We start from the raw sequence: 26,514 nt of genomic DNA on the forward strand, positions 1-26,514 counted from the left end.
GTCAGATTGGAGTTTGCGACGTACAACGCAGTCGCACTCCACAAGGGGTGCGTGGATTGAAATAGTTGATCGGCCACATACAGGATTGACCCAATTTCTGTCGCACTCCACAAGGGGTGCGTGGATTGAAATACAGCCAGCGCTGCAGGTGATTGTACTGTGACCTGGTCGCACTCCACATGGGGTGCGTGGATTGAAATAGAAGGTTGGATCCAGGACTTACAGCAAGAAGGGGTCGCACTCCACAAGGGGTGCGTGGATTGAAATCACGTGTTATATCTCACTTCGGTTTCTTTGTCGGCCGTCGCACTCCACAAGGGGTGCGTGGATTGAAATCACGTGTTATATCTCACTTCGGTTTCTTTGTCGGCCGTCGCACTCCACAAGGGGTGCGTGGTTGAAACCACTCGAAAAAGGAATCGGGGAGAACGAGGCGATTCGGGGCTGATATCAACCAATTTGGGCAGCCATCTCACTGGGCAGGACACCGGCATACGCCATCTGAAAAACACCAATGACGAGCTGTGCTGGATCCCAAAGCGGATCGACACAAGACGCCGGAGTAGGGAGCGGCGACGAGTGTTTGATGTGCCACAAGTCCGTAGTTGACTGGAATGGGCGCATTGTACTGTGAAGATGTCGATATCGCGGAAGCTGTTCCCGCAGGCATCCTGAAAGGAAACTGTGTCCGTCCATGGGCCATCGATCCCGAACAGCTTATCTTTGCGTCCTTTTTAATGGAGCGCCTTGCAGCGAACGATTCATTTTTTGACTGGCGAAAGCATCTGATTGGCAATCAGACTATCCATTGTATCCCGCGCCATCTGGCGAAGATCGCTATATTGGTAGTTGTATACGTTCGGGTATTTCGTCTTGTTTTAATTTGAAAAAATTATGTTTTTATAGTGATCGCATCCCAGCTCATTTGGATGGCGGCGGCAAGACTTGTCTCATCGAATTGGAATGTGCCCTTGAGTTGTTCTTTTGCAAGCTGCGCCATGGGAACCACCGAGTACATCACGAGCAGATTGATGTCTTCATCTTTAAATAAATTTTGTTTCTTTCCTTCCTCAAACAAGTTGAAGACAGGTGTGAACAGTGAACTGGTTTCTTCAAGACACCAATTGCGCAATAATGGAGAATTTGAGACTTGCTCCATGAAAAGAAAATAATCTTTATTGTCGATGATAAATGTCACAAAATTGCTTAAGAAAAATTCAAACCGTGCTCTGATGGAAGCTGATTCGCTGAAGCCTTGGAATATTTTCTCGCTCATCGCTTTTTTGGCTTTTAAATAAATTTTAGCCAACATATCTTCTTTATTCTCAAAATAAATGTAAATGGTTGCAGCCGATACACCTGCCTTTTTGGCGATTCGGGAAATCGACGTTTCAGCAAAACCAATTTCATTCACAATCTGCACGGTTGCTTCGATGATAGCGTTTACTTTATTATCGTCTCTTCGTCTCATGTTCCGGATAATGAACGATCATTTATTTATTGTCAATGGATCATTGTACGAATGGCTGCGACTTGCAAGCCGCCAATGATCATGTGATGCGAATTCATTCGCCGAACTGCGGACGTGAACCTACAATGTAGACTGTGATATGTTTATAATTAAGATAGAAAAGGTGTGTTTCTAGGTAACGCCTTGCTTTTGCAATACTTTAAGCAAGAGTGCTTACTCTTCTTTGCAAATATAGGGAATAAGGAAGGTTATCATGAACAACATACAGAAAACGACAGACGTTATCTTAATTGGTGCCGGAGTCATGAGCGCGACTTTGGGATCATTGCTGAAAGAGCTAGCGCCGACTTGGAACATCAAAGTGTTTGAGCGGCTCGGAAGCGCGGGCGAAGAGAGCTCTAATGAATGGAATAATGCGGGTACGGGCCACTCTGCGCTGTGCGAGCTTAACTATACATCTGAAAAACCTGATGGATCTGTTGATATCAGCAAGGCTATCAAAATCAATGAACAGTTTCAGCTCTCAAGACAATTTTGGTCTTATTTGGTGAATAGCAATCTGATTCATCGTCCGCAGGATTTTATTATGCCAATCCCTCATATGAGTTTAGTGCAAGGGGAAAAAGATGTAGCGTTTTTGAAAAAACGGTTTGAAGCACTGTCAAACAATCCGTTGTTTCAAGGGATGGAGTTTTCCGATGACCCTGAAAAACTGAAGGAATGGATTCCGCTTATTATGGAAGGTCGCACATCGGATGAACCGATAGCAGCCACAAAAATCGATTCTGGAACGGATGTCAACTTCGGCGCTTTAACACGTATGTTGTTTGACCACTTAAAGAGTAAAAACGTCGAGGTAAACTATAGGCACAGTGTAGATGATATTAAACGTGCTAGCGACGGATCGTGGGAAGTGAAAGTACGCAATATTGATAGTGGCAGCAGTGAATTCCATCATGCAAAATTCATCTTTATTGGCGGTGGTGGCGGAAGTCTGACTTTACTGCAAAAAACCGGTATTCCAGAGTCGAAACATATTGGCGGATTTCCGGTAAGCGGACTATTTATGGTGTGTAACAAGCCGGAAATTGCAGAGCAGCATCATGCAAAGGTGTACGGTAAAGCTAAAGTTGGCGCTCCGCCAATGTCTGTTCCGCATTTGGATACGCGATATATTGATAATAAAAAATCATTGCTATTTGGGCCGTTTGCTGGATTCTCGCCTAAATTCTTAAAAACGGGTTCAAATTTTGATTTGTTCGGTTCTATAAAACTGAATAATGTACTCACGATGCTGGCCGCAGGTGTAAAAGAAATGGCATTGACAAAGTATCTGATTCAGCAAGTTTTGTTGTCGAACGAGAAGCGTGTGGAGGAATTGCGCGAGTTTATTCCGACTGCCAAAAGCGAAGATTGGGACATTGTGGTGGCCGGTCAACGTGTGCAAGTCATCAAAGATACCGAGGAAGGCGGCAAAGGAACACTTCAATTTGGTACGGAAGTGGTTAGTGCCGCTGATGGCTCGATAGCTGCATTGCTCGGCGCTTCTCCAGGGGCTTCTACTGCTGTCCACGTTATGCTTGAGGTATTGGGAAAATGCTTCCCACAACATATGAGAGAATGGGAACCGAAAATTAAAGAAATGATTCCTTCTTACGGCGTGTCACTCGTGGAAAATCCAGAGCTCTTCCAAGAAATTCACACGTCAACGGCGTATACGCTTGGTCTCGTCGAAAAAGAATCGGTTGAGGATAATTCTTCAGACGTAAACGCGGATGTAAGTGTTGAGACGGACGTAGCTGCGGAAACAAACGTAGATGTTGAAACTGACGTAGAAGCAAGTGTAGACGCAGCAGCGGATGTATTTGATGAAAAAGTTTGAACAACACTTTTTAGTAAAATTGTTGATCGCGCGTGTTCGATAGAACCATCATCCAGTGTACCAGTCTGACTGTTGCCGTAGATTCGTGTGGCCGGTGACAATCTTGCAACGTGTAGTGCCATACAGGACGACACGTGTGGACGACGGGACATTGGAGACGGTGATTTGAACATCAATTTGTGTGTGGAACAGGCGATTGCGGATTATCGACCGTGTCTCACGTCCGGTTTGGGAATGTATATACGACACCTGCACCATTTAGAGAATTTACCCATTCAAGGTGGTGCAGGTTACCACATGCGTTGCCAGCGGTCATCTTTGCACAGTGTGATGTAAAATGATACCGGTGACTCTGCTCATTCGTGAAAAATGTTGCTTTGGGGCATTTATTGTTGCACTTCTTCCTCCCAGTTGTTCGCCCATTCTTCAGTTTGGGTCATTACGGGTTCAAGTTCAAGACCTTTCTTCGTCAGTTCACACTCCACGCGCACAGGCATTTGGGGATAAACATGGCGTACCACAATCCCTGTGGTTTCCAATTCCTTGAGACGTTCAACGAGCATTCGATCACTTAATTAGTGAATTGTTTTGGGATGAAGTTCGCATTTTACTGTGTTGGATACTTTCATTTTAAGAAGGAGTGATCTGTTATGCGTCAAGGCATTTTAGGCATTCATCACATTACCGCAATGTCAGGTGTGGCACAAAGGAACCTGGACTTCTATGTAGGGCTTCTCGGGCTGCGGATGGTGAAAAAGACGGTCAACTTTGACGCGCCGGACGTCTATCACTTTTATTATGGAGATACAATTGGCAATCCAGGTACCATATTTACATTCTTCCCATTTGGCGAAGGTCCACGGGGCAGCATTGGAGCCGGACAAGCAACGGTCACTTCGTTCTCAATCCGTCGTGCGTCTGTTGAATTCTGGTTGAAACGGCTGAAAGACCATGGCGTATCTGTCAGCGGTCCAGAGAAACACACAAATGAAACACAGGTGATCTTTTTTCGCGATCCAGATGGAATTGCCCTCGAATTGGTTGCGCACGATGGTGCAGAGCAAAGACCGGGGTGGAGAGACGGATCAGTTCCTCGTGAACACGCCATTCGGGGTATTTACAGTGTCACTATCAAAGTGAAAAATCACGCTTTAACGTCTGATTTTTTAACAGATGTCATGGGATTTCGGTTGCTTGAGCAAAGCGGAGAGCGACATCGATATGAAGTGGGTGAAGGCGGGCCTGGAACGATGATCGACGTGGTGAGCCAAGAGGACGCCAAGTACGGCAGGAACTCCGTTGGCACCATACACCATATTGCTTGGCGAGTTGCAAACGAGGAAGAGTTGGTCCGTTGGCAGACCAAACTGATAAATGCGGGAATGCGCGTGACCGAAGTGAAAGACCGTAGCTATTTCAAATCTGTTTATTTTCGTGAACCAGGTGGCGTCCTCTTTGAGTTGGCGACCGATCCGCCGGGGTTTGCCATTGATGAATCTGTTGAGAAACTGGGTACAGATTTGAAACTGCCTGAATGGTTCGAAGCGAATCGTTCTACTTTGGAGGCTCAGTTGCCACAAATTCATCTACCCGTGATAGGGAGGGAATGAGCAGTGGATTTCATACACAAATTTATTCCATCACCGACAGGGCAGAATGATACCACATTGCTTCTTCTACATGGAACCGGGGGAAACGAAGAGGACCTAATTCCCCTTGGACAGTTTTTGGCAGCAGATGCAGCGCTGATCGGCGTGCGAGGGAAAATTCTTGAAAATGGGATGCCTCGTTTCTTTCGCCGATTGTCTGAGGGCGTGTTTGATGAAGAAGATCTCATTTTCCGCACGCACGAGTTGGCCCGATTCATTGAAGAAGCAACAAAGGTGTACGCGCTCAACACAGAAAGGATAATCGCGGTGGGATATTCCAACGGGGCAAACATCGCAGCGAGCATGCTTTTGCTTGAGCCAACCATTCTATCGGCGGCCGTTTTGTTCCGGGCGATGGTGCCGCTTCAGCCTGAGCAGCTTCCCGACTTGAAAGGCAAACCTGTGCTTATGCAGTCTGGGCGGCGTGATCCGATTGTGCCTGCCACGAATAGCGAACAACTTGTTGAGTTACTCAAGCAAGCGGGGGCCGATGTAACGCTCAACTGGCAGAATGCGGGGCATGGTTTGCTGAATCCTGAACTTGTAATGGCCGAGAAATGGATACGCCAACTGTAAATCGGGATTTCAGTTTCCATTCAGCTGGTGTGCGACGAAGCGGCATGCGTGGCATGGCATGAGCGACTGGCGTTGCCGCCATTTTTGGAACCAAAACGAACGAATATCGAGGCAAAGTTGAAGCCAATAGATACGAAATTTGAATGAGAGGATTGCTATCGGCTCGCGGTTTAGTATGATGATCACAATGAATGTTTCAAGTCACAAGGGCAATCCCAGTGTCTAGGCGTATCACGCATTCCTATCACCATTGCAAAAAAGGTTCGCAGGCCGGTTCTTCTTCCACACTAGGGTCATTCAGAGGGAGGAATTTGAAATGAACGTTTACGATTTTACGGTCACCACAGCAGACGGGAAAGAGCAACCGCTAGACGCTTATCAGGGAAAGGTTATGCTCATTGTGAACACGGCGAGCAAATGCGGGTTCACGCCGCAATATACAGGTTTGCAGGAATTACAAAAGAAGTTTTCTGAAAAGGGGTTTACGGTCCTTGGTTTTCCTTGTAATCAGTTCGGACATCAGGAACCAGGCACGAATGAGGAAATTCAGGAATTTTGCAAAATGACGTACGATGTGACATTCCCTGTGTTTGGCAAGATAGATGTAAACGGGAGCGAGGCGCATCCTTTGTACAAATATCTCAAACAAGCGGTACCAGGGATATTGAACTCTGAAGCGATCAAGTGGAATTTTACTAAATTCTTGGTTGATCAGAAAGGCAAGGTCGTTCAGCGGTATGCGCCACAGACGACGCCGGATTCCATTGCAGATGATATCGAAAAGTTGATTGGCAGCAACGCTTGAGCCGCTTAACACAAGTAAATGATATCACCTGATGGGAGGATTTTTGTGCGTACACGACCATTATCAAATGAGTATCCAGAATATTACCATCGCTATGTAAGCCTTGTCCCAGATGGAGACATTGCAGATATCCTTCGCGAGCAACAGATGGAGACATCTACATTGTTAAACAATGTAGATGCAGCGTCTGTGGAAAGAGCTTACGCGCCGGGTAAATGGACTTTAAAAGAAGTTGTAGGACATATGGCAGACACAGAGCGTGTGATGTCTTATCGAATGCTTGCTATGGCCCGTAATGAAGGGGCGCCATTGCAAGGAATGGATCAGGATTTATATGTGTCCTCGGCTAAATTCAATCAATTCTCTTGGGCGGATCTTCTGGCAAGTTTGCAGACAGCGCGTTTCGCGACATCGAGCCTGCTGTCCACCATTGATGACGATGCCTGGATTCGTCAGGGAACTGTCTGGAATGTACCTGTGTCAACACGCGCTATCGCTTATATCATTTCTGGGCATGAGTTGCATCATTTGAAGGTGATTCATGACAAGTATCTTTGATCACCTGTGCAGAAACGGAAGGTATCGTAACAGACGACGACGCCTTCCGTTTCAGACATATCAGCGTGCTTTGCTCCATTCCGTGTCTAGCAAATCAAGCTGAATGGCTGCGGCCGCCATTGCACCACTCGAAGCGGCCTGTATTAACTGATGTGACTGGGTCGCTGCATCTCCTGCCGAATAAACGCCTACAACATTTGTACGCCCCAATGGGTCAGTAGAAATTGTTGAGAACGGATTATCATCAGTCATTTTGCAACCTAGTGAAGCTGGAATGGGCGTCGCTTGAACCAGTTTTGGTACAAAGAATATCCCTTCACAGTCGATGGTCGTATCTGATTTGAAAATAATTCTTTGAACCATACCTTCAATTGAATCGATCTGTTTGATGCTGTCTTGACATGTCTCGACATGGTGGCGCTCTAAATCAATCAGATCCTCTGTTGCTAAGAATTGCGAACCATTTGTAAGAAATGTGATGTGTTTTGTCCAACCACTGACCATTTTAACTAAGTGCAAACCCATTTTGTTTGTACCTATAACGCTAATGTGTCTATCCCTTAACTCCCATCCATCACAAAAAGGGCAGACAAATGCACTTCTTCCGTACACTTCAGTGAGTCCTTTAATATCAGGCAATACATCTTTCATTCCAGTCGCGAACAAGATTTTTCGGCTATAGATAATGCGTCCGGATTCCATAGCCACGCTGAACTTTTCATCACTTCCAGATACAGAACTGACAACGTCGGATTCGAAAGAAACCGAAGGATATTTTAATATTTGTTCTTTTGCAATTTGATGAAAATCGTTCGGGGATATGCTGTCTCGTGTCAAAAAACCGTGTGACTCGTGGGTCACACGGTTTCTCGGTTTCCCTTCATCAATCACCGCGACGCTTCTTCTTGCGCGACCGAGCACCAATGCAGCGCTTAGGCCCGCTGGGCCACCACCGATCACAATAACGTCTGTTGTCAGTACATCAGAATTCTGTGAATCCACAATTGGAGACCTCCAATATCTATAATTAGGCTGTGAAGAAGGTTAACCCTCCTTCGGATAGGCTAGTAGTGACTCGGTGAGCGCCGATTGAATGGTATGTTGTGATAACCAAGTGTTTAGCGTTTCTTCAGCACCGTGCAATATCTGTTGAATGATGCACCCGTTCCCCCGTGGGCTTTGCGCTTTGTCGTTGTGATGTCCTTGAAATAATGCATGCCGGTTTTCTTTAAAGTTAGCGCAGTCATATAGGTGGTTTCGACCTTCTGTAACTTCAATGACATCAAGAAACGTAATTTCGTTTGCTGGTCGAGCAAGCTCATATCCTCCTGATACGCCTGGAGATGAACGAACAATACCTCCTTTTTTGAGTTTTGTCATGATCTTAGATAGGTAGCTTTCGGATACGCCGAGAAAAGACGCCAAGTTACGAATTCCCGTGCTTTCACCTTTCTGTGCTTTGGCCAGTAAAGTCAATGCATGAAGCGCATATCCAGTGCCCTGAGAAAATTCCATTTCAACAACTCCATTATAGATCTCATATATCTATAATAACGCAGATAAACATAAGTGGCTACATCCGGCAGGCGTGTTGATGGCTACTGCTCTTTGTCGATCCCCTTTTGGCCAAAATTATTTTTGTTAGTATAATATCACGTTTTTCTATGGTTTTTATACATAGATAACGGACAAGTCTACGAGTATTTAAAGCCCTGGTTGAAGGGAGTTCCAAAAATCACTTATAACCAAGGACTTGATCCAGAAAAGGTGAGCCAGGCAAAATCACAAGCCAATATACTGGTTCGGATTTTACCTGGCGAATGCAGTGTATTTCCATCATGCATATCAGAAGCTCTTCGATAAGAGCGTACAAATGTCGTCTTGACATCATGATGCGAGTGGATTACGAAGTGCGTAAAGACTGTGCATCGCGGATGAGCACAGCAGCTGCAGTTTCCTGTATATGCTTGCCGCTCTGCGCCTGAACTTCGTTCACAAAGCTGTTCAAATCATCATGACTCAGTTTTTTCTCCAGGCCGTTTGCGATGCCGCCATTGTCGATGGCATGCGTCTGCTGGAATGTCTGAACCAATTGCTGAATGGAAGCCATATTCGTAGTTGTGGTGAAGGAAACCGTCTGTGTCGCCTTGTTTCCTGCATTGTCCACCGCTGTAACACGCATTGTATGTGCGCCGAGCGGGAGGGTATACAGCAAGATAGTATCCCCGGATTTCACAGAGCGGCCATCCAATTTGGCGACCATCAACGCATTGTTGACGCCTGATAAGTTGTCATTGACGCGATACCTGATAGTGAGTGTTTGGTCATCCAGATAACGCTTATTCGTAGGAGATGTAATCTCAATGGTGGGCGGCGTATGATCTTGGACAGCGGTCGATTGGAAGCTCGTCACAGCATTGTTCAACGTTGTGACGGCTGTGTCAATGACCGCTTGATCTGCTGTTGGCGCTGTTTCGGCGGCTTGTGCAGTCGTGATCGCCGCGTTCAACTCGTCCAAGTTGGTTTGCGCATAGTCGCCATAGCCAGTTCCCACGACTGCATGTTGGGCTATCGATTTTGCTGATGTGATCGCTGAGTTGAGTGCGGTCACATCAACAGGGGCAACTTTGGACTCAAATATGTTGTATGCTGGCTTGGGTGTCCATGGATTGGTATTGTACATCAGACCAAACGTATTTTCTCGGTTCGTGTTGTCGTTGGATGAATTGTCCACCAACTCATACCAAATCATTGGACCGGCGTATGGCAGGCTGAACCACTCATCGAATTCCTCTCCAGTATATGTCGCTTGGTCAGCTTCGCTGATTTCTCCGGTGCCTGTACCGGTCGCCCAACCCACTTCAGTTGCGTACACCTTCCGATTGGTGTCGCCTTCACTGTCCATTAAATTCACCAGCGATTGGAGTTCGGTGAATGTCCAATTGGTGCTGTCGGGGGCGGAGACATACGTATATGGATGATAGGCAATAGAGTCAAAATATCCTTTACCGCCATTGTCGTATATCGCTTGCAGGAAATCGAGTGGAGATACTGAGCCTGGCGTGTTCTGTGGATCGACAGGCGCAAAGCCGCCAACGAGCACCGTGGGTTTTGGGACGCCAAGTTCTTTGGCTGCCTGACCGATTCCGGTTGAACCTGGAATGAGCATGTCTTTGGTATATGCAACCGGATCCACGGCGGGCTCATTGAAGAATTGAGTATTTTCTTCGTTTCCCAATTCGAAGACGATGGTCACCCCTCGATTCAGATATCGCTTGGCAACCTGGTAACAGAATTCTCCGTAGGACGTACTATCGGTGGGCGCATAGTTGTGATTGGACGTGTCGGCGCCGTTGGCCGCCCATGATGGCGCGGATCGAATGACCATGTCATATTTAAACCCATGTGCCTTGATGGCATTGAAGATCATATCTGCCTGTGTCCAATCGATCTTTCCTTTGGTCGGTTCCATGAGGTCCCAGAATAACGTAGCCCTTACCCACTTTGTCCCTGTTGCGGCAACTTGATCATACAGTTGATTCAACTGTGTGCTTGATTCAAAATAGGGGTCTTGGGTATTGAATCCGATGTCTTGACCATTGTACTTTTGTGTGCTGTACGGGGGCGCATCTCGCAATGAGAAGTCATCGGCGTACGCTGGGCCGGTGTTATCGTTCTTCCAAAGAAAGATATAGACACTTGTCGAAGTGCTGTCTGTCGTAAAGCTCACTTTCAGTTGTGTGTAGCCAGCGGCCGTGGTTGTCGTATTGACTTGACTTCCTGCCCCAGCAAAGTTCTCTGCGCCGAGGTAGACAACATCCCCTGCAGTTTTAACCCAAGCGGTCAGCGTATAGGTCGTATTTGGTGCGAGACCGGTGATGGTCTGCTGAACGCCTGATGCAGGCCCACCAAGATTCACAGCATATGTGCCAGCGTGCGCATTGTCTGGTTCCACCGTCGCGTTGTTCTGGGTGGTCCAAGGATCTAAAGCGCCTGTCTCAAATCCGGGATTTGGCACAAGATTGACGCCAGTTGCCTCGAACGTCTGGATTGCATTTGTAAGTGCCGTGACTGCAGCATCCACCGTCGCTTGGCTGGCCGTTGTGTCATCCGCAACACTTTGGGCTGACGAAATGGCTGATGTCAAAGCATTCAAATCACTTTGGGAACAATCTCCCTGCGCAGAACCCACAACAGCATACGCCGCGAAGTTCTGTGCGGCTGTGATTTCCGCATTCAAGGCACTGTCATCGACGGTTGCTGCAAATGCGCCTTGCGCGCTGAAGATCAGCGCTGCGCATGATGCAAGAAGCGCACTTGTAGATAGTCTTAACAGTCTATTGACTCTTCTCACTTCTTCGACCTCCTCACGATTTTCGAGCGGCATTGTTGGATAATCTGTCGGTTTGCCGATGATTCACCTCCTTCCAGTAAATCGATTACTCGAATATATAATAATGGGTAACCGTTTACACAAGTCCGCATATTCAATGTTTTGCTCCAAGGAAACAGCGTGTTTACCTGGATTGTCAGATCCGCAGAGCCGTTGCGTAGAGGCTTTTCTGGAAACGTTATTCCTATTTTGGATTCGATCCGCTTGCGTCAGAAGAGGCGGCATCGACATTTTTGGAAGGAACAGTAGGGCTCCGCATCCTATCTTTGCTGTGATTGATGTTAGTATATACTGTATATTTCGTCAATATCGATGAAAGATGAAATTTGGCTATACAAAATGTCTAGAAGTCATGAAAGAAGTGCTGGAGAGGGAATGATACTGCGACCGTCTGCAACAATAGAGAGAGCCGCGACGATAAGCTTTGTTCAGCCATTTGTGCCTACAGTAATCCCCAAGATTTTGGCGGCAAGGGCAGTCAGTTCTGTACGTTCAGTCTCGGTAAGCGTATGGATGGCATCATGGATTTGCCGCTCGATCTCGCCGCCAGCCACATGGACTCGTTGCCGTCCGGCAGCCGTTAATCTCACATTGAACCCACGCCGATCGTTGGGAGAGACCGTACGTTCGACGAGCCCGCGGCGTTCAGCGCGATCGACCAAACCGGTAATGCTGGACTTGTTGAGTTGGAGATGCTTTGCGAGTTGCAACATGCTGGGCTCTCGATCCCGCAGAATACCGAGTAGTCGAATTTGGATAACGGAGAGATCATGGTCGGATCCAACTTGGATGAGAATGTGCTGGATGAGGTACGAAAGTTGTACCAAAGCGTCTATGACCGAACACCGGAACCGTCCACGGAGAACGAAGTGCTTGTCGACGTGCTTGCTGCTGGATTACATCCGCGTGTACGTTCTCAAGCGAACGGTTCTCATTATACGAGCACCGACGAATTGCCGTTGATTCCCGGTATTGATGGTGTTGGACGATTGTCCAATGGTCAACTGGTCTATTTTGTAGCCTTCGACACATCTCTTGGGACGTTCGCAGAAAAGACGGTCATTGATTTGCGCCGTAGTGTCCCTTTGCCTGAAGGGGTCGATCCGGTGCATATCGCGGCAGCCATGAATCCGGCGATGTCGTCATGGGTTGCGTTTCACCGCCGAATTGTTTTTCAACCCGGGCAAAAGGTCCTCGTGCTTGGCGCGACTGGAAATTCCGGACAGATGGCTGTTCAGATTGCCAAACTGCTTGGCGCAAGTCAGGTGATCGGCGCTGGTCGTGATCAAGAACGCCTTGATGCACTTACAGCACTGGGTGCTGACACCATCGTCTCCCTCGCGGGGGAATCAGAGGCAGCCGCCAAACGGCTGGGGGAGGCAGCGGCTGAAGTGGACATCGTGATCGACTATCTCTGGGGAAAGCCTACAGAGCTTGCGATGATCTCGATGTTGATGCAAAGAGCGGATCGGAGTCGCGCGTTATCTTGGATTCAGATTGGTTCCGTTGCGGGCCCGACTGCGGCTGTGCCTTCTGCGGCACTTCGCTCTGCCAACTTTCAAGTGCTTGGCTGCGGTCAAGGCTCTGTCTCGACTGCTGGGTATATTGCTGAATTTCCAGCGCTTATCGATGCGATTGCATCTGGCCAGCTTACTGTGAATGCGGCGCCTTTCCCGTTGGCCAAAGTGGAAGAAGTTTGGCATGCGCCAACTGACAGCGCGCAACGGGTTGTGTTCGTCCCGACGATTTAGTTAAAAATATGGTTCCTTGCTGCCGTGTTGCAGTTCATTCCGTATACTTCTCGTCGACTCGGTGGAAATGCACCAATGTGCGCCAAGGGATATTTCTTCCGAGTCGATGTGGGATTGATTTTTAACAGGCTTCACTGTATTATTGTTAACAAGTTAACGATATATCAAGCCGAACGCCGAAATTCGGAACAAGAGGTGTGACATGGATCATTCCGTCGAAGTGCTCAAACAGCTCGTTTATACCCACTACATCGATTTTGTGCATCTGAACGAAGAAATGTTTGAGATGGAGCTGAATGAATTTATTAACAAGGCAGAGGCAGTGCATTTGTCAGCATTTCCTAAAAATTTGACCAGCGTTCACGTCATCGATTGCATAGGCCAACACGGACCCATCAACAACACGACGATTGCAGAAAAACTAAATTTGTCAAAAGCGAGCATTACCAAAATTACCGCGAAATTGGAGCAAATCGGCTATGTGCGACGGAGTCAGTTGAGTGACAATCGGAAAGAAGTATATTTCAGCCTGAAAGAAAAGGGGAGACGTATCTTTGAGCTGCATCAAACATTGCACGAACAGGAGCAACGACGCTTTTTGGAATTTTTAGAGCGATTTTCGGGGGCAGAGCTCGAAGCCATTCTAAAGTTTTTGCAAAATTGGTTCGCTTATTTGCGGGTACGACAGTCTCAGTTGAAATAGGCGAGCGAATGGGAAGGTGAGGCACGCGAGGATGGAAACGACTTGTTTGGCTTTATCGTTGAAGGAGGCGGCAATGATGAATATCGCACAAACGATTCGGGGAAGAAGAAGCATTCGTTCGTTCAAACAGGAGTCTGTTTCCAGAGAGTTGGTCATGAGTTTGCTAAACGATGCGGTATGGGCCCCAAATCATGGACTACGTGAGCCTTGGCGGTTCATCTATGTGGAGAGCGTGGAGGGAAAAGCTCACTTGGGCGATTTGGCGTTGGACGCAGCCCGTCGCATGAAGCGGGTTCGGCTGTTGCCGACAAAACTCAAGGAGGTGATGAAAAGAAGACTGGTGGATATCCCCGCTCATCTCGTTGTTGTCATGAAGGCGCAAAAAAACGAACACAAGCGGGAAGAGGATTTTGCTGCTGCATGTTGCCTGATGCAGAACCTTCAGTTGCTTGGATGGGAACAGAAGTTGGGCATGTTTTGGTCAACGTATGAATTTATTCATTTTCCAGAGTTCAAAGAGGGATTGGGCATTCGGGAAGATGAGCGGATTGTCGGTATGCTACATATGGGATATTTTAATCGAGTGCCGAGTCCGAAGCCACGCACTCCAGTTGAACAAAAGCTGACCGTTTGGTAGAAGTGATCCTGCATGCCAAGATGATTTTGTTCCGATTATTCGGTTCGATTGTTAACTAGTTAACAAAAAATAGTTCATGCATCAATCGATACGTTGAAGCGGGGCAGCAACTTGTGTACGCTGTCTCGCAACGTTCGGACGACAAGGTTCAGCGTGATCGATAAAGAGGAGAAGGAGCGACTTTCGTGACCAAATCTTCAGTAACTACTTCGTCAATTGTTCGATCCCACATTCCACTTGGGATCATTGTCGCGATTGCCTGTGTGGCTCAATTCATGGTCGTTCTCGACAGTTCCATCGTCAATGTGGCCTTGCCGGCCATGCGTGCGGATTTGGGGATGTCGACCAATGGGCAGCAGTGGGTGGTCGATGGCTATTTAATCACATTTGGGGGGCTCTTGCTCTTCGCAGCGCGAGCTGGCGATTTGTTTGGCCGAAAATGGGTGTTCCAGTGTGGCTTGGCCATCTTTACCCTAGCCAGCTTAGTGGGTGGTTTTGCAGAGAATGGTGAATGGCTGATTGTCGCGCGTGTTGTACAAGGAATCGGGGCTGCGGCACTGGCGCCAGCCAGTTTGAGTCTGATTACCGCCAGTCACACGGATGGTCATCAGCGCACCAAGGCACTGGCCATTTGGGCTGTCGCTGCGTCCTCGGCAGGGGCGGTGGGGATGATCTTGGGTGGCGTGCTCACATCCGAACTGAATTGGCGATATGTGCTGTTTGTCAATGTTCCCATTGGTATCGCTTTGTTCGTGGGTGCGGCAATCTGCTTAATGCCCTCTTCATTGCGCCATGACGGACGTCGCCTGGATACTGCAGGCGCACTGACCATCACCGTTGGCGTTGGCGCCTTGGTCTATGCCATTTCTCAGGCAAATCGCGCTGGTTGGGGATCGATGTCTGTCGTCATTTCTTTGATTGCTGCTGGTGCCCTCATTGCGGCGTTTATTGTCATCGAAATGTTCAGTAGACAGCCGCTCGTCTCACTGGGCATATTTCGCCATCGGAGTCTTAGCTTGGCCAATGTGATGATGGCGTGTCTAGGCGTTTCCATGACTTCGGTCATCTTTTTTCTTTCGCTCTATGAGCAGCAGATTCTGGGTTATCGTGCATTGCGGACTGGTTTGTCCCTAGTGCCGATGACCGTGGTTTTGGTAATTGGCGCATTTGTCGCAAAGCGGTTGATTGTTGCCATCGGGTATCGCTCCTTGCTTGCCGCCGGCGCGACCATTTCAGCGATTGGCGTCGCTTGGTTGTCGAAATTGACGGTCGCACCAGACTATTCATTTCACGTGTTGGGGCCAACGCTTGTCGCGGGACTTGGCATGAGCTTGATGGTCTTGCCAGTGACAGTCGCCGCAACCACTGGCATCGAGGCGAGCGATGCTGGCCTGGCTTCGGGTTTGGTCAACATGGGACGCCAAATCGGTGGCGCCATTGGCCTAGCTGTTTTGGTCGCGATTTCCTCTGCCGCCACGCGTCATGCTGGCCTTCGTTCTCCAGCCGCTGGAATGGTGCAGGGCTATCACATGGCGCTCTTGATTTGTGCAGGGATAAGCCTATTGTCAGCGATTATCGCACTTTTTTTACCGAAGGCAGTCAGGGCAATTCATGCTGGTCCAACGACGGTGACTTCTGGACGCAGTATGGCAAGAAACGCTGTTGATGATGTCGGGAATTGAATCGGCTGTGATGGTCAAAAAGGGCGGTGTACAGTGCCGGATTCAATGATGGCGATCACGAAGCAGTGGGGGAGGCCATGGGCTTTCTACATAGACCGCCATGCGTGATGCCATCGCCTGAACTTCCTGATTTTTCAAGACGTCAGGTTCACCACTGACATGATAAGAGGGTGTTGGCGCACGACCTGTTAACTCCGCCAACAACGCTTCCTTGTGAACGCTGACCTCAGACTGATGGGTCGGATCGTCAATCAAGTTGGTCATTTCATAGGGATTTGACTACAAGTCAAAGAAGCGGGATCATACATACGACTCCATGGCGCTGGCGGATCGAAAGGGTGATGTGTCTCTTTTCTTTGATCCGCTTTCACATTAGCATTATCATAATCTATTTGAGAAATAAAGAAGAAGGAATGTGCACGCGATGAATAGGATGGATCGCCTACTTGGGATCGTCATTGAATTGCAGAGAAAGGGCGGTCAGCGCGCGGTGGATCTGGCGGATCGATTCGAGACGAGTGTTCGGACGATTTACCGGGACATGCAGGCGCTTTCCGAATCGGGTGTACCGATAGTAGGCGCGCCAGGACAGGGCTATTCCCTTATGGATGGGTATTTTTTACCGCCTGTCCATCTCACTGTGGAAGAGGCATTTGCCATTCTGATGGGCACGGAGTTTGTTGAGCAACAGTTCGATCCGCCGTATTCCACTCAAGCTGAGTCAGGTCGGCACAAGATTGAAAGTGTTTTGCCAGCGCCTGTCCGCGCGCGTTTGGCGGAGTTTAGCGAATCAACGAGGATTCTGAACACGCGCTTACCTGCGGAGCAGCGCATGTTGGAGTTGAAGGTGCTCGGGCATATTCGGGGGGCGCTGCTGGCGGATAAAAAAGTGCGCTTTCGCTACACGAAGCCGCTTGTGCGGTCCGATAAGGAGCAAGAGACAGAGCGAACGGTTGCACCGTATGGGCTGGTATTGATTCAGGGTGTGTGGATGCTGGTTGCACACTGTGACTTGCGCAACGCCATCCGCCACTTCCGGCTTTCCCGGATGCAGAATGTTGTCGTATTGGATGAATCGTTCGAGCGCCCTGCTGATTTTGAGTTGCGCAGCTACACACCTCAAGATGACCGAAGCTTGTTCATTCATGTTCAGTTCCAGCCGCACCTACGGAATGCTGTGCTTGAGTCCAATCACTTTTTCATGGAGTCTGTGACGATGGGCACGGACGTCGTTGACGTGATCCTGCGCGTGCGACAACCAGAGGATGTGCTCAAGTGGGTGCTCAGTTGGGGGGCGGGCGTCGAGGTGATCGGACCGGAGGAATTCCGTTTGCAGATCCGAAGGGAAATTGAAAACATGCTGCAGAGATACTGACATACTGCTGTCAGGAGTGGTCTGCAAAATGGAGGTGAAAGCACTAGAGAGGAATGAAGAAGCGATATGAACACAAATGAGATTTTACTCAGTGTCGAGGCACAGACGACGTCCTACTTGAATGAACTCGCGAATCTGAGCATGGAACAGATCTGTCGTAAACCGAGCGCTGATGAATGGTCGCTGGGGCAAATGTTGGTGCATTTGATGAACAGTGCCCGCTTTATGCATTTGCGCAACGTGGAGGTCTGCAAAGTTGCATCAAATCCAGGCGTGTGCGTGGGGGGTGTCAAGAATGACAGGGGAGAACGCGCGTTTCGTGAAGGAAGTTTTCCAACAGTTCGGATTCAAGTGCCACCGTCACCACAGTATACGCCGACGCAGCCAGAGCGCAAAGAGGAGATACAAGCGGGTATGCAGGACGTAATTGTCCGCATGCGTGCCGTCGCGCCAACACTGGACGAGATCCCCTTGGAGAACACGGTCGAGCACCCGGGATTTGGATACTTGAACGGGGAAGAATGGTTCCAACTGGTAGAGATGCATTATCGGCATCACCGCCATCAGTTGGGACGCTTGCATGCGTTTCTTAGCGTTTAAGTAGGGAGCAGCGTCCAGGAAATAGAACTCAGATTGAGCCACAAAGGTGTAATTGCGCTCTTAAGTGTGTTGATCTGGTCATGGAAAATAGAGTTGTGTATTGAAAAATAAAGTTCTTTACGCAGAACAGTCTGGCGAACATAAATCGGAGGGGCTTTTTAAACCACACCTGTATAAAAATGCGCTGATTTTGAAAATGTGTTATTGAACAAAAGGCAGCGAATATGACAGAAGATTGGCCAGAGCAGGACTCGTCCCAATGGAGTACTCGAGTGGTTCATCTCGATGGCAAGGTGGTATTACGAAGGCGGGAAATTCGCATTTACGACGGATCCTTGGGGAAGCCGCATGGATATCGACACAGACTCGCTGTGAAGAGAGCTATAAAGAAGCGTCAAGAAGGTCAGAGTGCACTGTGAACGGTTCGACGAATGGATACGACGCAGATTACGGGCTAGGCGTCCCCGCCTACTCGATTAATGTTTAAAATTGCTACAAGATATAAAAGTGAAGGGGTGCGACACATTTCTCGTATTATTTGGCGGCATGGTTATTGCATGACGTATAAATAAGACCTCATCGGCCAATGTAGCCGATGAGGCGTGAGTAGGAAATACCGTTGATAGGAGTGTGTGGCACTCACTTATTTGTTTTATGATCACTTTTTGTCGATGTAGACTTTGACGACGCAGTTGAAGTTTTATCCGTCTTAGCAGTTGTCGACTTCTTTGAAGTATCGTTGCTAGTATTCTTGCTCGTTGTAGTCTTCGAAGTGTCCTTGTTGCCCGTCTTACTCGTCGCGGTCTTCAAAGGTGCCGACTTACTTTTATCGGTGGACTTGGTCGTCGTTTTTTTGCTGGTGGTTGCAGCCGATTTCGTCGCTGTACTATTCGTTGCTGTTTTGTTTGCTGATGTAGCACATCCAGCAATGCCGAGTGAAGCCAACAAGACAATTGATGCCGATACGGCTTTTACCTTCAAATTCATACTGTATTCTCCCCTTTTGTAGTGATGTCTACTGGCCACTCGAAGAATATAGGTTTACACCTTCAAAGAAGTATCAAAATCAATGCTGTTTTTCGTTGGATAGTTTATGAAAAATAAAGGCCTCATATCGCTGCGGTGCGCAGATTTGCAGAGTTATACAATGTGATTGTGCAATGACTAATTACTGGAGCGGACGTATCATCAGAGTAGAAGGACAAATATGATGTGTTATAGCGTACCGACTGCACCTAGCCAATGCGCCTTTGGCCGAAGAACACAGACAATGAATAACTGATTTCGTAAATGGAATGTCGTGGGTTAAGGTATAGCAGGCAAAAAAATGCACCCCATCAGACAACGAGGCGCGATTAGGTTAGGTAGGTGATGAGACAAGCGTAACACATATTTCGTACCGTTAAATAACACAGGAGTATAATGAATATTCCAAATCCAACATCTAAGCGCAACCGATCACTTCCATTTGCGGCAATTCATCGTATTCGCCCCTCACAGCCTCGTGGAGGCGTTTATGTATCACTTGCGACGCCTCCATACCCTTGTTCGAGAAATGCCTTACAGATAGTGAGAGAAGGAAAATTTTGTTCAAGGTCCGCATTCTAGGGTTAGCGTTTATCATTTCCTCAACCATTTCAAGATTAAGCTCCTGTTAAGCGAATGTTTCTCTGTTTGAAAGCTTAGCTTGCTATGTTTATTAAGATTTGACTATTTTACACGAAAAGAATGGCTGTATGTGTTTCATAGCAGTTTACTACTGCCATCTCCGGTAACGTAGTCAAGATAGATTTTCCGTATTCATTAAACGAGGTGTTGGAATTGATAGAATGGGTTGTGCAAACGTCTGAACTTACTCGGACATATAAATCCCAGATTGCGGTAAAGGCATTGAATTTAAGGGTGCCCGAAGGAGCCATTTACGGTTTCCTTGGACCTAACGGAGCTGGAAAAACAACAACAATCCGTATGCTGTTAGGGCTAATTAAGCCCACTTCTGGCGACATTCATATCTTTGGTCAGTCACTTAGGAGCCATCGGACTTCCATTCTGCAAAAAGTGGGCTCTCTGGTTGAGAATCCTTCCTACTATGGTCACCTATCCGGTTATGAGAACTTGGCAGTGTTTGCGCGACTTTTGGATGTCTCCGCCGAGCGAATCGACGAGGTGTTGGAGATTGTTCGATTGACACCGGCAGCAAGTAAAGCCGTCAAAGGATACTCTCTGGGAATGAAACAGAGACTTGGGATCGCAACGGCTCTACTAGCGAATCCTAAGTTGTTGATTTTGGACGAGCCAACCAACGGACTTGATCCGACAGGGATTCACGAAATTCGTGAACTGATTATGGAGATGCCCCGTCAATACGGAATTTCCGTGCTTGTTTCGAGCCACTTGCTCAGTGAAATTGAACAAATGGCCACCTGGGTTGGAATTATCCATCAAGGCAATCTCCTTTTTCAAGATCGAATTGAAACCCTCCGCCAAGAAAGTGAAGCAAAGTTGTATGTTGACGTAGATAAACCTGTTGAAGCGTACAACCTGTTGCTGAAAGACGGTTATGAGGTAGCACTCGAAGACAAGTCACTTGTGCTAAAGAGCGTGGATCACGCCACTTCAGCTCGGATGAACCGAAAGCTTGTCCTCGGAGATGTGAATGTGTTTCGCATTCGAGAACATGCCCCATCGCTGGAAGACATCTTCCTGAACCTTGTGGGTACAGGAGGGAGTCTGTAATGATAGGCGCATTACGATCAGATTGGATAAAGTTTCAGCACACATGGATACTTCCACTTTGCGTTTTAGGTTCCATCGGAGTGAATAGTTTGACTGGTGTTCATTACTTAGTAAGCTGGCATGAGATGGTCCCACAAGGCGTGAACCATTGGGTGGGCCTAATTCAGAACGTGAATTTCCTAACCATTCCTGCTCTCGTTTTAGGTGTGACACTCCTCGCTTCATTAATGACAGGAATGGAGCATCAGGGGAACACGTGGAAACAGTTGCTTGCGTTGCCCGTATCACGCTTCAAAATCTATGGAAGCAAGTTCATTTGGCTTCTGTTGTATCTTGCTTTCTCTAGCATGCTTGCCATGATTGGCACCGTCATCACGGGGTATTTGCTCGGGTTTGGTAACCAGTCCATTCCTTGGCATGCGGTATTGCAAGAGGGCTTCGGTCCGTATGTGGCCTCTTATGCATTGATTGGGCTTCAATTGATACTGTCCGTGTTGATTGCTAATCAAAGCTTCGCGATTTCGGCGGGGATCATTGGTGTCATCGTCAGCTTTGCAAACGTGATCGCCCATGTTGTTCCAAAGTGGATGCCCTGGGTGTATCCGGGTGAAGCCGCTGCATACACCCAATCTGGGGCGCAGCCGATCGTGTTGTCGGTAATCGTATGTTTTCTATTGCTTTGTTGTGGAATTTACTTCTTCACCAGGCAGGAAGTGAAATGAGGAATGGATTCAATGATGTGGAGAGTTGTTCAGTCTGAATGGATGAAAATGCGCAAGTCCAGTATTTGGTTCCCGGTTGTTCTGACTCCCTTATTGGCAATTGCAATCGGTTTTATGGCAGCAAGCCATGGTCCACTTCTGCATCGTATGAACGCAAACCCGTGGAATAGCTATTATTTCATTGTCGTTGCTGCCTATTCGTTGTTGATGTTGCCGCTGCTCACGGGTGTATTGTGTTCGTTGATGTGCCGATTTGAACATTTGTCCGGGGGGTGGAAGCAGATCCTATCATTCCCCATTCCGAGATCGACCATATACATCGTGAAATTCTTTTATGTACTCGTATTTGTTGCGCTTGCACAAGTACTCATGATGTTCGGCGTAGTCGCAACCGGAGTGAGTGTATTGCATATTTCCACCGCGGCACCTTGGTCCATGCTGTTTCGTAGCATCCTAGGCGGATGGCTTGCTTGTATTCCATTGATTGCTTTGCAGCTTTGGGTATCGACATGGTGGAAAAGTTTCGGGGCGCCTTTTGCGGTAAATGTCATTTTAACAATTCCGGCGGTTGCCGTAGCACATTCTTCTCGATTTGGACCCGTGTATCCATGGGCACAACCAATGTTGGCCATGATGCCATCTGGTCACCACTTTCTTTACGTAACGACAAAAACGGCGTCTACAATAATTATTTCCGGTATGGTTTTAGTCGCGGTGGGGTGGACGCATTTTTCACGAAGAGATATTACATCATAATACAGATACAGAACTAGAAAAGGGCATGTACATGAAGGTATCCACAATAAATTCTTCAGAAAAATTGCTTGTGAAGGTACCTGCTCCACCATATATTTTTGGATTGTTAAGCTGCTCATAGCAGCTGTGTGAAACTACATCAGATTTCTAGTCAGCCTCAACCCATATATCGCGGTAGTAGTTGGGGCAATCGGGTTTTCCATGTCAGACGCTGATTGCTAGGGTCTATTAGCTCCTGGTAGTCATGGTGAGTATTCTTGGAACGATGGCTGCTGGTGTAGCGCATACCGTTCTAGGTATACCGTTCAGAGTTGAAAAGACTTTGTCGATACACAGTATTTATGCGAAGCGCAGTGAGATGTTCTATTGGGCAACCGTACTTGCTACATTTGCCCTCTGGACAGCCCTGGGAGATATGACTGCAACGACGTTGCATCTCGGATATTTTTTCTCCGGTGTCATGTTTGCCATTTTTGTTTGCGACCCAGGTCTTTGCTACTGGTTATTTGGTATGAATGCAGTCTTCTCATTTTGGTTTTCATACGTTTTGACCCGTCCATTAGGTGCTTCTTTTGCAGATTGGGCAGGCAAGTCACCTAGCGTTGGTGGGCTTGGACTCGGCGATGGTTTAGTGAGCGGTGTATTAATCATCTTAATTGTCTTCTTTGTAAGTTATCTTGCTATAACGCGTAAAGACGTAAAGGCCTTAAAAAATGACAGGCAGGAGAATAGTTCCCGATTGAAGCTCACAAGAAACTAATAATACCAGAGTCTTAAAGTTATCGACAGAAACGCTGCAACCTGAAATGTTGTTCATTCGTCTCAGAACTTCAAAGGGGGCCAACACAGTGGGCTTTGAACATTTTGCAACTGCATATGGATATACCGGTGTTTTTGTCCTACTTGCCCTCGAATACGTAATTTTAATTGTACCTGGAGAAACCTTGTTAACAACAGTAGGGGTCTTGTCGCATACGAGTCAATCTTCATTTAATCTTCCTCTATTAATCGTATCTGCTAGCATGGGCACTTTTACCGGTTCAATTTTAACGTATTTGATTGGTCGAATGGTTGGAAGACCTGTGATACAAAGATTTGGGAAATATATTTTTATTAGTGAAAAGAATCTCCAAAAAACAGAACGATTGTTTCAAAAGCAAGCCACTTGGACTTTACTTATCACAAAGTATATCGCAGTAATACGTGACATCATACCTTATGTAGCAGGTGTGAATAAGTTGAAACTCAAAATTTATATCCCTATTCAGCTAATCGCTTCATTTTTATGGACCAGTACATTTTTACTAGGAGGTAACCTCCTTGATCAGTTGGGGTTATCAGTCTATCGCCATTGGCGTATCGAATTGATACCCGGAATACTGTTGTTGATAGGCATTGTTATGTGCTACCGGATCATTCATAAACGGTTACATCGTTTGGGTGAACCTGGGGATGAAGATTTATAGATGACAGTCCGTGTGTGACTAAGTTGAATCTATATCTTTGTGGTTCAGTACATCCCGACAACTTACCTGAACGCTTACATATGATTCCCACAAGTATGCGGGTTACTGTAAACATCCTGCTATATTTGCAGATGCCATTACCCAGGTTATTGGAACGCATAAATTGCCATGCATATTTTGGATTGGCTGCGCTCCCGTTTTTCTTGTGGATCTGGGGGCCGGCCACACTTTAAGCATACTTTAAAAAAATGGTATCACACTGCGCATAAACGTTCGATACGGTTCGAACAATTGAATGAATGGTGACATTTTCCCCCAATCGACATAAGAACCAACGAGAATAAATTGGATAGAGCGAACCAGAATTTGCATCAGTAAGGAACCCACTTTCGATCACATACCAAAGTGGCAGTTGAGAATAGAATTGAGCCAATACATATCCCCGAAAAACAGATAGTTCTTTAATGGAAACCCAATCAAATAAAATAATAGCCAGAAGGTAAATTATTGAATCAGTAAAGAAATATCTTAGACGCCCGCTGGATTGGTATCGAAACCAAATTTATCATGCCCACAGATCTAAAGATTAAGCTCCTGTTAAGTGAATGTTTATTTTTTTGAAAGCTGAGCTTGCTATGCTTATTGATGTGGCGAATGTTGAGCAATGACACGATGTTGGGGTGAGTAAGTATTCAAAAAGTATTTGTTCGAGTAGCGCAGATGAGCAATTACGTAAGCGCCACAGCTACGTGTCAGGCGGGGATTTAACACTTCATAATAAAAACCTTCTTTACTTTTCTTTGCATTCATATGCAAAGAGATAATGAAGTCGTCAAACGCAAAAATCCTTATATTAACTATTTTAACATCGTTGAATAGATGATGTTGCCGAGGAAGTCATATTAGAAGAGGTACTGTGTGATTTAATATGTAACATTTGCTAGGAAGTAGGTACTTCCAATGTGTGGTGAATAAATACTCCTTTGGTATCGGTAAAAGGTTGAACCTATTCTGTACAAGTCGATTTTTAATGAGCAGATCAACAAAAACGTAAGAGGTGAAGATTTACACATGGGATACAATTTCGCACGGGAAGTGGACAAGATTGCAATGGCCGTACCAGAAAGACTGGCCGTACTTTGTTTGAATGAGCATGGTTATGAATGCAGAGTAACATATGGGGAGTTGAGAACACGGAGCAATCAATTGGCGAACGCTCTTTACCGGATTGGTATCAAGAGAGGAGACCGCGTACTCATTCTTATACCTCGAGGAATAGATTCCTACATCGTGTACCTGGCTCTATTAAAGATCGGTGCCACACTTGTCCCAGGTTCCGAAATGTTGCGAACAGATGATATCAAATATCGAATTCAACACGCTCATATCAAAATGGTGATTGCTCACCACTCGTTGCATAAGGGCGTTGATGAGATTCGTTCATGCTGTCCTTCACTTAAACACTTCTTGACGGTTGGCCACGAGGAGGAAGGCTGGTCGCCGCTTGCTTCTCTCACAGAACAAGAATCATTAGAGGATTTTTGTGTTGAGAACGACGATGAAGATGTGGCGTTCATTTCATATACGAGTGGCACCACTGGCGGTCCAAAGGGCGTAATGCACGTCTATTCATGGCCCCGAGAACATCTCGCAGGGGGAGGAACGTATTGGTTCGACGTTCAACCTGGAGAGTTGGCGTGGGCTACAGCAGGTCCAGGATGGATGAAGTGGATTTGGAGTCCCTTTGTTTCGATTCTAGGGAATGCAGGTACAGCGTTTGTCTATACGGGGAGTTTTCATCCAGGGCGTTACCTACAACTGATTGAAAAGTACGGTATTTCTTTGTTGTGTGCAACGCCTACGGAGTACAGATTGATGGCCAAGGTGAGTGATTTGGGACGATACCATCTTCACTTACGATCTGCAGTGTCGGCCGGAGAACCACTCAATCGTGAAGTGATCGACACTTTTCAACGGGAGTTCAATGTCGAAGTTCGAGATGGATATGGACAAACGGAGGGCACATTGCTTGTAGGTATGTTGCGTGATGTACCTGTTCGTCCTGGGTCCATGGGACAAGTTCTTCTGGAAGGCACTGTATCCATCATTGATGACAATGGTATTGAATTGCCGACCAATCACGTTGGACATATTGCAGTCCATAGAAACCACCCTGCGTTATTTCAGGGATACTTTGCAGATCAGGAGCGAACCGAAAAGGCGTTTCGTGGAGAGTGGTATATCACGGGGGATAAAGGGAAGAGGGACGAAGACGGATACTTTTGGTTCGAAGGACGATCCGATGACATCATTATTTCTTGCGGGTACACGATTGGTCCGTTTGAGGTCGAAGATGCTTTGGTTAAGCATCCTAAAGTAGCAGAGTGTGCAGTGGTTGCTAGCCCTGACGTAGAGCGCGGTCATATTATAAAAGCCTTTGTCATCTTGCGTAATCCAGATGACGTTCATGGTTCAAGACTGATTTCGGAACTACAGGAACATGTCAAGCGGGTCACCGCTCCATATAAATGTCCGCGTTCGATTGTATTTGTGGAAAGTTTGCCGAAGACGATCAGCGGAAAAATCCGGAGAGTTGAGCTTCGCGAGAAAGACAATGTCTAAATTGGATAACGAGCACTTGCGGGTCGTGGTTTTGTCCTGACGCGGCTCGCCATGTCGAGGAACCCGTATAAGTCACAGACCGCGCAATTAACCAAATCTTGTCTTGTATACAGCCGATTGTCTTCGACGA

Annotated in this window: 27 protein-coding genes and 1 CRISPR repeat array; of the genes, 19 read left to right on the plus strand and 8 right to left on the minus strand. The window is 47.1% G+C overall.

All coding sequences use genetic code 11. The features are described 5' to 3' along the window. The first annotated feature begins 30 nt into the window (after positions 1–30). A CRISPR array of direct repeats spans positions 31–406; the repeat unit is 34 nt; unit sequence GTCGCACTCCACAAGGGGTGCGTGGATTGAAATA. 44 nt (positions 407–450) lie between these two features. Then, a complete protein-coding gene (locus ACFSB2_RS25435) occupies positions 451–696 on the minus strand; it encodes a hypothetical protein (RefSeq protein ID WP_377945959.1) in 246 nt (81 codons plus the stop codon). A gap of 196 nt (positions 697–892) precedes the next feature. Next, positions 893–1,471, minus strand: coding sequence for a TetR/AcrR family transcriptional regulator (locus tag ACFSB2_RS25440; RefSeq protein WP_377945960.1), 579 nt, complete (start codon positions 1,469–1,471; stop codon positions 893–895). A gap of 253 nt (positions 1,472–1,724) precedes the next feature. On the opposite strand from ACFSB2_RS25440, the gene ACFSB2_RS25445 reads away from it, so the two are divergent. Both ACFSB2_RS25445 and ACFSB2_RS25450 read left to right on the plus strand, forming a co-directional pair. Beyond that, positions 1,725–3,353, plus strand: a complete 1,629-nt coding sequence (locus ACFSB2_RS25445; protein ID WP_377945961.1) for a malate:quinone oxidoreductase — start codon at positions 1,725–1,727, stop codon at positions 3,351–3,353. A 165-nt stretch (positions 3,354–3,518) separates the two neighbouring features. Further along, positions 3,519–3,689, plus strand: a complete 171-nt coding sequence (locus tag ACFSB2_RS25450; protein WP_377945962.1) for a hypothetical protein — start codon at positions 3,519–3,521, stop codon at positions 3,687–3,689. Positions 3,690–3,739: 50 nt separating this feature from the next. On the opposite strand, the gene ACFSB2_RS25455 is transcribed toward ACFSB2_RS25450, so the two are convergent. Further along, positions 3,740–3,916: a winged helix-turn-helix transcriptional regulator gene (locus tag ACFSB2_RS25455; protein WP_377945964.1), complete on the minus strand. Its 177-nt coding sequence runs from the start codon at positions 3,914–3,916 to the stop codon at positions 3,740–3,742. A gap of 87 nt (positions 3,917–4,003) precedes the next feature. Here ACFSB2_RS25455 and ACFSB2_RS25460 point away from each other — a divergent pair, with 87 nt between their 5' ends. The 4 genes from ACFSB2_RS25460 to ACFSB2_RS25475 all read left to right on the plus strand — a co-directional run bounded on the left by ACFSB2_RS25460 (position 4,004) and on the right by ACFSB2_RS25475 (position 6,941). Further along, positions 4,004–4,963, plus strand: coding sequence for a ring-cleaving dioxygenase (locus tag ACFSB2_RS25460; RefSeq protein ID WP_377945965.1), 960 nt, complete (start codon positions 4,004–4,006; stop codon positions 4,961–4,963). A gap of 12 nt (positions 4,964–4,975) precedes the next feature. Next, positions 4,976–5,578 (plus strand): alpha/beta hydrolase, encoded by a 603-nt coding sequence (locus ACFSB2_RS25465; protein ID WP_377946022.1) that lies wholly within the window; start codon positions 4,976–4,978, stop codon positions 5,576–5,578. Positions 5,579–5,894: 316 nt separating this feature from the next. Continuing rightward, complete coding sequence (locus ACFSB2_RS25470) at positions 5,895–6,383, plus strand: glutathione peroxidase (protein WP_377945966.1); 489 nt, start codon at positions 5,895–5,897, stop codon at positions 6,381–6,383. Between the two features lie 45 nt (positions 6,384–6,428). Then, complete coding sequence (locus ACFSB2_RS25475; protein WP_377945967.1) at positions 6,429–6,941, plus strand: DinB family protein; 513 nt, start codon at positions 6,429–6,431, stop codon at positions 6,939–6,941. A gap of 60 nt (positions 6,942–7,001) precedes the next feature. Here the strand turns inward: ACFSB2_RS25475 and ACFSB2_RS25480 are convergent, their stop codons facing one another. The 4 genes from ACFSB2_RS25480 to ACFSB2_RS25495 all read right to left on the minus strand — a co-directional run bounded on the left by ACFSB2_RS25480 (position 7,002) and on the right by ACFSB2_RS25495 (position 12,047). After that, a complete protein-coding gene (locus ACFSB2_RS25480; RefSeq protein WP_377945968.1) occupies positions 7,002–7,943 on the minus strand; it encodes an NAD(P)/FAD-dependent oxidoreductase in 942 nt (313 codons plus the stop codon). A gap of 42 nt (positions 7,944–7,985) precedes the next feature. Beyond that, the gene (locus ACFSB2_RS25485) at positions 7,986–8,456 is read right to left on the minus strand and encodes an RrF2 family transcriptional regulator (RefSeq protein WP_377945969.1); all 471 of its coding nucleotides are present in this window, start codon (positions 8,454–8,456) and stop codon (positions 7,986–7,988) included. A 388-nt stretch (positions 8,457–8,844) separates the two neighbouring features. Beyond that, positions 8,845–11,295, minus strand: a complete 2,451-nt coding sequence (locus ACFSB2_RS25490) for a carbohydrate binding domain-containing protein (protein WP_377945970.1) — start codon at positions 11,293–11,295, stop codon at positions 8,845–8,847. 467 nt (positions 11,296–11,762) lie between these two features. Continuing rightward, the gene (locus tag ACFSB2_RS25495; RefSeq protein WP_377945971.1) at positions 11,763–12,047 is read right to left on the minus strand and encodes a MarR family winged helix-turn-helix transcriptional regulator; all 285 of its coding nucleotides are present in this window, start codon (positions 12,045–12,047) and stop codon (positions 11,763–11,765) included. Positions 12,048–12,086: 39 nt separating this feature from the next. On the opposite strand from ACFSB2_RS25495, the gene ACFSB2_RS25500 reads away from it, so the two are divergent. The 7 genes from ACFSB2_RS25500 to ACFSB2_RS25530 all read left to right on the plus strand — a co-directional run bounded on the left by ACFSB2_RS25500 (position 12,087) and on the right by ACFSB2_RS25530 (position 18,569). After that, the gene (locus ACFSB2_RS25500; RefSeq protein ID WP_377945972.1) at positions 12,087–13,085 is read left to right on the plus strand and encodes a quinone oxidoreductase family protein; all 999 of its coding nucleotides are present in this window, start codon (positions 12,087–12,089) and stop codon (positions 13,083–13,085) included. Between the two features lie 202 nt (positions 13,086–13,287). Continuing rightward, on the plus strand, positions 13,288–13,788 hold the full coding sequence (locus tag ACFSB2_RS25505; protein ID WP_377945973.1) for a MarR family transcriptional regulator: 501 nt from the start codon (positions 13,288–13,290) through the stop codon (positions 13,786–13,788). A gap of 76 nt (positions 13,789–13,864) precedes the next feature. After that, positions 13,865–14,425 carry a nitroreductase family protein gene (locus tag ACFSB2_RS25510; RefSeq protein WP_377945974.1) on the plus strand — a complete coding sequence of 187 codons (561 nt, stop codon included), beginning with the start codon at positions 13,865–13,867 and terminating at the stop codon, positions 14,423–14,425. A gap of 185 nt (positions 14,426–14,610) precedes the next feature. Continuing rightward, positions 14,611–16,107 (plus strand): MFS transporter, encoded by a 1,497-nt coding sequence (locus ACFSB2_RS25515; protein ID WP_377945976.1) that lies wholly within the window; start codon positions 14,611–14,613, stop codon positions 16,105–16,107. A 424-nt stretch (positions 16,108–16,531) separates the two neighbouring features. After that, a complete protein-coding gene (locus tag ACFSB2_RS25520) occupies positions 16,532–17,482 on the plus strand; it encodes a helix-turn-helix transcriptional regulator (RefSeq protein ID WP_377945977.1) in 951 nt (316 codons plus the stop codon). A 66-nt stretch (positions 17,483–17,548) separates the two neighbouring features. Next, positions 17,549–18,082 carry a DinB family protein gene (locus ACFSB2_RS25525; RefSeq protein WP_377945978.1) on the plus strand — a complete coding sequence of 178 codons (534 nt, stop codon included), beginning with the start codon at positions 17,549–17,551 and terminating at the stop codon, positions 18,080–18,082. A gap of 259 nt (positions 18,083–18,341) precedes the next feature. Next, a complete protein-coding gene (locus ACFSB2_RS25530; RefSeq protein WP_417281888.1) occupies positions 18,342–18,569 on the plus strand; it encodes a transposase in 228 nt (75 codons plus the stop codon). Positions 18,570–18,721: 152 nt separating this feature from the next. On the opposite strand, the gene ACFSB2_RS25535 is transcribed toward ACFSB2_RS25530, so the two are convergent. Next, positions 18,722–19,069: a hypothetical protein gene (locus tag ACFSB2_RS25535; RefSeq protein WP_377945980.1), complete on the minus strand. Its 348-nt coding sequence runs from the start codon at positions 19,067–19,069 to the stop codon at positions 18,722–18,724. 834 nt (positions 19,070–19,903) lie between these two features. Here ACFSB2_RS25535 and ACFSB2_RS25540 point away from each other — a divergent pair. The 6 genes from ACFSB2_RS25540 (at position 19,904) to ACFSB2_RS25565 (ending at position 26,384) form a co-directional block, all read left to right on the plus strand. After that, entirely contained in the window at positions 19,904–20,818 is a 915-nt protein-coding gene (locus tag ACFSB2_RS25540; protein WP_377945981.1) for an ABC transporter ATP-binding protein, read from the plus strand. Further along, complete coding sequence (locus tag ACFSB2_RS25545; RefSeq protein WP_377945983.1) at positions 20,818–21,540, plus strand: ABC transporter permease; 723 nt, start codon at positions 20,818–20,820, stop codon at positions 21,538–21,540. The genes ACFSB2_RS25540 and ACFSB2_RS25545 overlap by 1 nt, the downstream gene beginning before the upstream one ends. Positions 21,541–21,552: 12 nt before the next feature. Further along, complete coding sequence (locus tag ACFSB2_RS25550) at positions 21,553–22,296, plus strand: ABC transporter permease (RefSeq protein ID WP_377945984.1); 744 nt, start codon at positions 21,553–21,555, stop codon at positions 22,294–22,296. Positions 22,297–22,561: 265 nt separating this feature from the next. Further along, complete coding sequence (locus ACFSB2_RS25555; protein WP_377945985.1) at positions 22,562–23,056, plus strand: COG4705 family protein; 495 nt, start codon at positions 22,562–22,564, stop codon at positions 23,054–23,056. Positions 23,057–23,144: 88 nt separating this feature from the next. Next, complete coding sequence (locus tag ACFSB2_RS25560; protein ID WP_377945986.1) at positions 23,145–23,762, plus strand: DedA family protein; 618 nt, start codon at positions 23,145–23,147, stop codon at positions 23,760–23,762. Between the two features lie 1,071 nt (positions 23,763–24,833). Further along, positions 24,834–26,384: an acyl-CoA synthetase gene (locus ACFSB2_RS25565; protein ID WP_377945987.1), complete on the plus strand. Its 1,551-nt coding sequence runs from the start codon at positions 24,834–24,836 to the stop codon at positions 26,382–26,384. Positions 26,385–26,514 lie beyond the last annotated feature (130 nt).

The organism is Alicyclobacillus fodiniaquatilis, from assembly GCF_042678105.1.
Lineage (GTDB): Bacteria > Bacillota > Bacilli > Alicyclobacillales > Alicyclobacillaceae > Alicyclobacillus > Alicyclobacillus fodiniaquatilis.

Bases quoted from the DNA above. Each gene is read 5' to 3' on its own strand.
- ACFSB2_RS25435 (WP_377945959.1), bottom strand. From the start codon at position 696: ATGGACGGACACAGTTTCCTTTCAGGATGCCTGCGGGAACAGCTTCCG.
- ACFSB2_RS25440 (WP_377945960.1), bottom strand. From the start codon at position 1,471: ATGAGACGAAGAGACGATAATAAAGTAAACGCTATCATCGAAGCAACC.
- ACFSB2_RS25445 (WP_377945961.1), top strand. From the start codon at position 1,725: ATGAACAACATACAGAAAACGACAGACGTTATCTTAATTGGTGCCGGA.
- ACFSB2_RS25455 (WP_377945964.1), bottom strand. From the start codon at position 3,916: ATGCTCGTTGAACGTCTCAAGGAATTGGAAACCACAGGGATTGTGGTA.
- ACFSB2_RS25460 (WP_377945965.1), top strand. From the start codon at position 4,004: ATGCGTCAAGGCATTTTAGGCATTCATCACATTACCGCAATGTCAGGT.
- ACFSB2_RS25470 (WP_377945966.1), top strand. From the start codon at position 5,895: ATGAACGTTTACGATTTTACGGTCACCACAGCAGACGGGAAAGAGCAA.
- ACFSB2_RS25485 (WP_377945969.1), bottom strand. From the start codon at position 8,456: ATGGAATTTTCTCAGGGCACTGGATATGCGCTTCATGCATTGACTTTA.
- ACFSB2_RS25495 (WP_377945971.1), bottom strand. From the start codon at position 12,047: ATGTTGCAACTCGCAAAGCATCTCCAACTCAACAAGTCCAGCATTACC.
- ACFSB2_RS25505 (WP_377945973.1), top strand. From the start codon at position 13,288: ATGGATCATTCCGTCGAAGTGCTCAAACAGCTCGTTTATACCCACTAC.
- ACFSB2_RS25510 (WP_377945974.1), top strand. From the start codon at position 13,865: ATGAATATCGCACAAACGATTCGGGGAAGAAGAAGCATTCGTTCGTTC.
- ACFSB2_RS25520 (WP_377945977.1), top strand. From the start codon at position 16,532: ATGAATAGGATGGATCGCCTACTTGGGATCGTCATTGAATTGCAGAGA.
- ACFSB2_RS25525 (WP_377945978.1), top strand. From the start codon at position 17,549: ATGAACACAAATGAGATTTTACTCAGTGTCGAGGCACAGACGACGTCC.
- ACFSB2_RS25530 (WP_417281888.1), top strand. From the start codon at position 18,342: ATGGAGTACTCGAGTGGTTCATCTCGATGGCAAGGTGGTATTACGAAG.
- ACFSB2_RS25535 (WP_377945980.1), bottom strand. From the start codon at position 19,069: ATGAATTTGAAGGTAAAAGCCGTATCGGCATCAATTGTCTTGTTGGCT.
- ACFSB2_RS25545 (WP_377945983.1), top strand. From the start codon at position 20,818: ATGATAGGCGCATTACGATCAGATTGGATAAAGTTTCAGCACACATGG.
- ACFSB2_RS25550 (WP_377945984.1), top strand. From the start codon at position 21,553: ATGATGTGGAGAGTTGTTCAGTCTGAATGGATGAAAATGCGCAAGTCC.
- ACFSB2_RS25555 (WP_377945985.1), top strand. From the start codon at position 22,562: ATGGCTGCTGGTGTAGCGCATACCGTTCTAGGTATACCGTTCAGAGTT.
- ACFSB2_RS25565 (WP_377945987.1), top strand. From the start codon at position 24,834: ATGGGATACAATTTCGCACGGGAAGTGGACAAGATTGCAATGGCCGTA.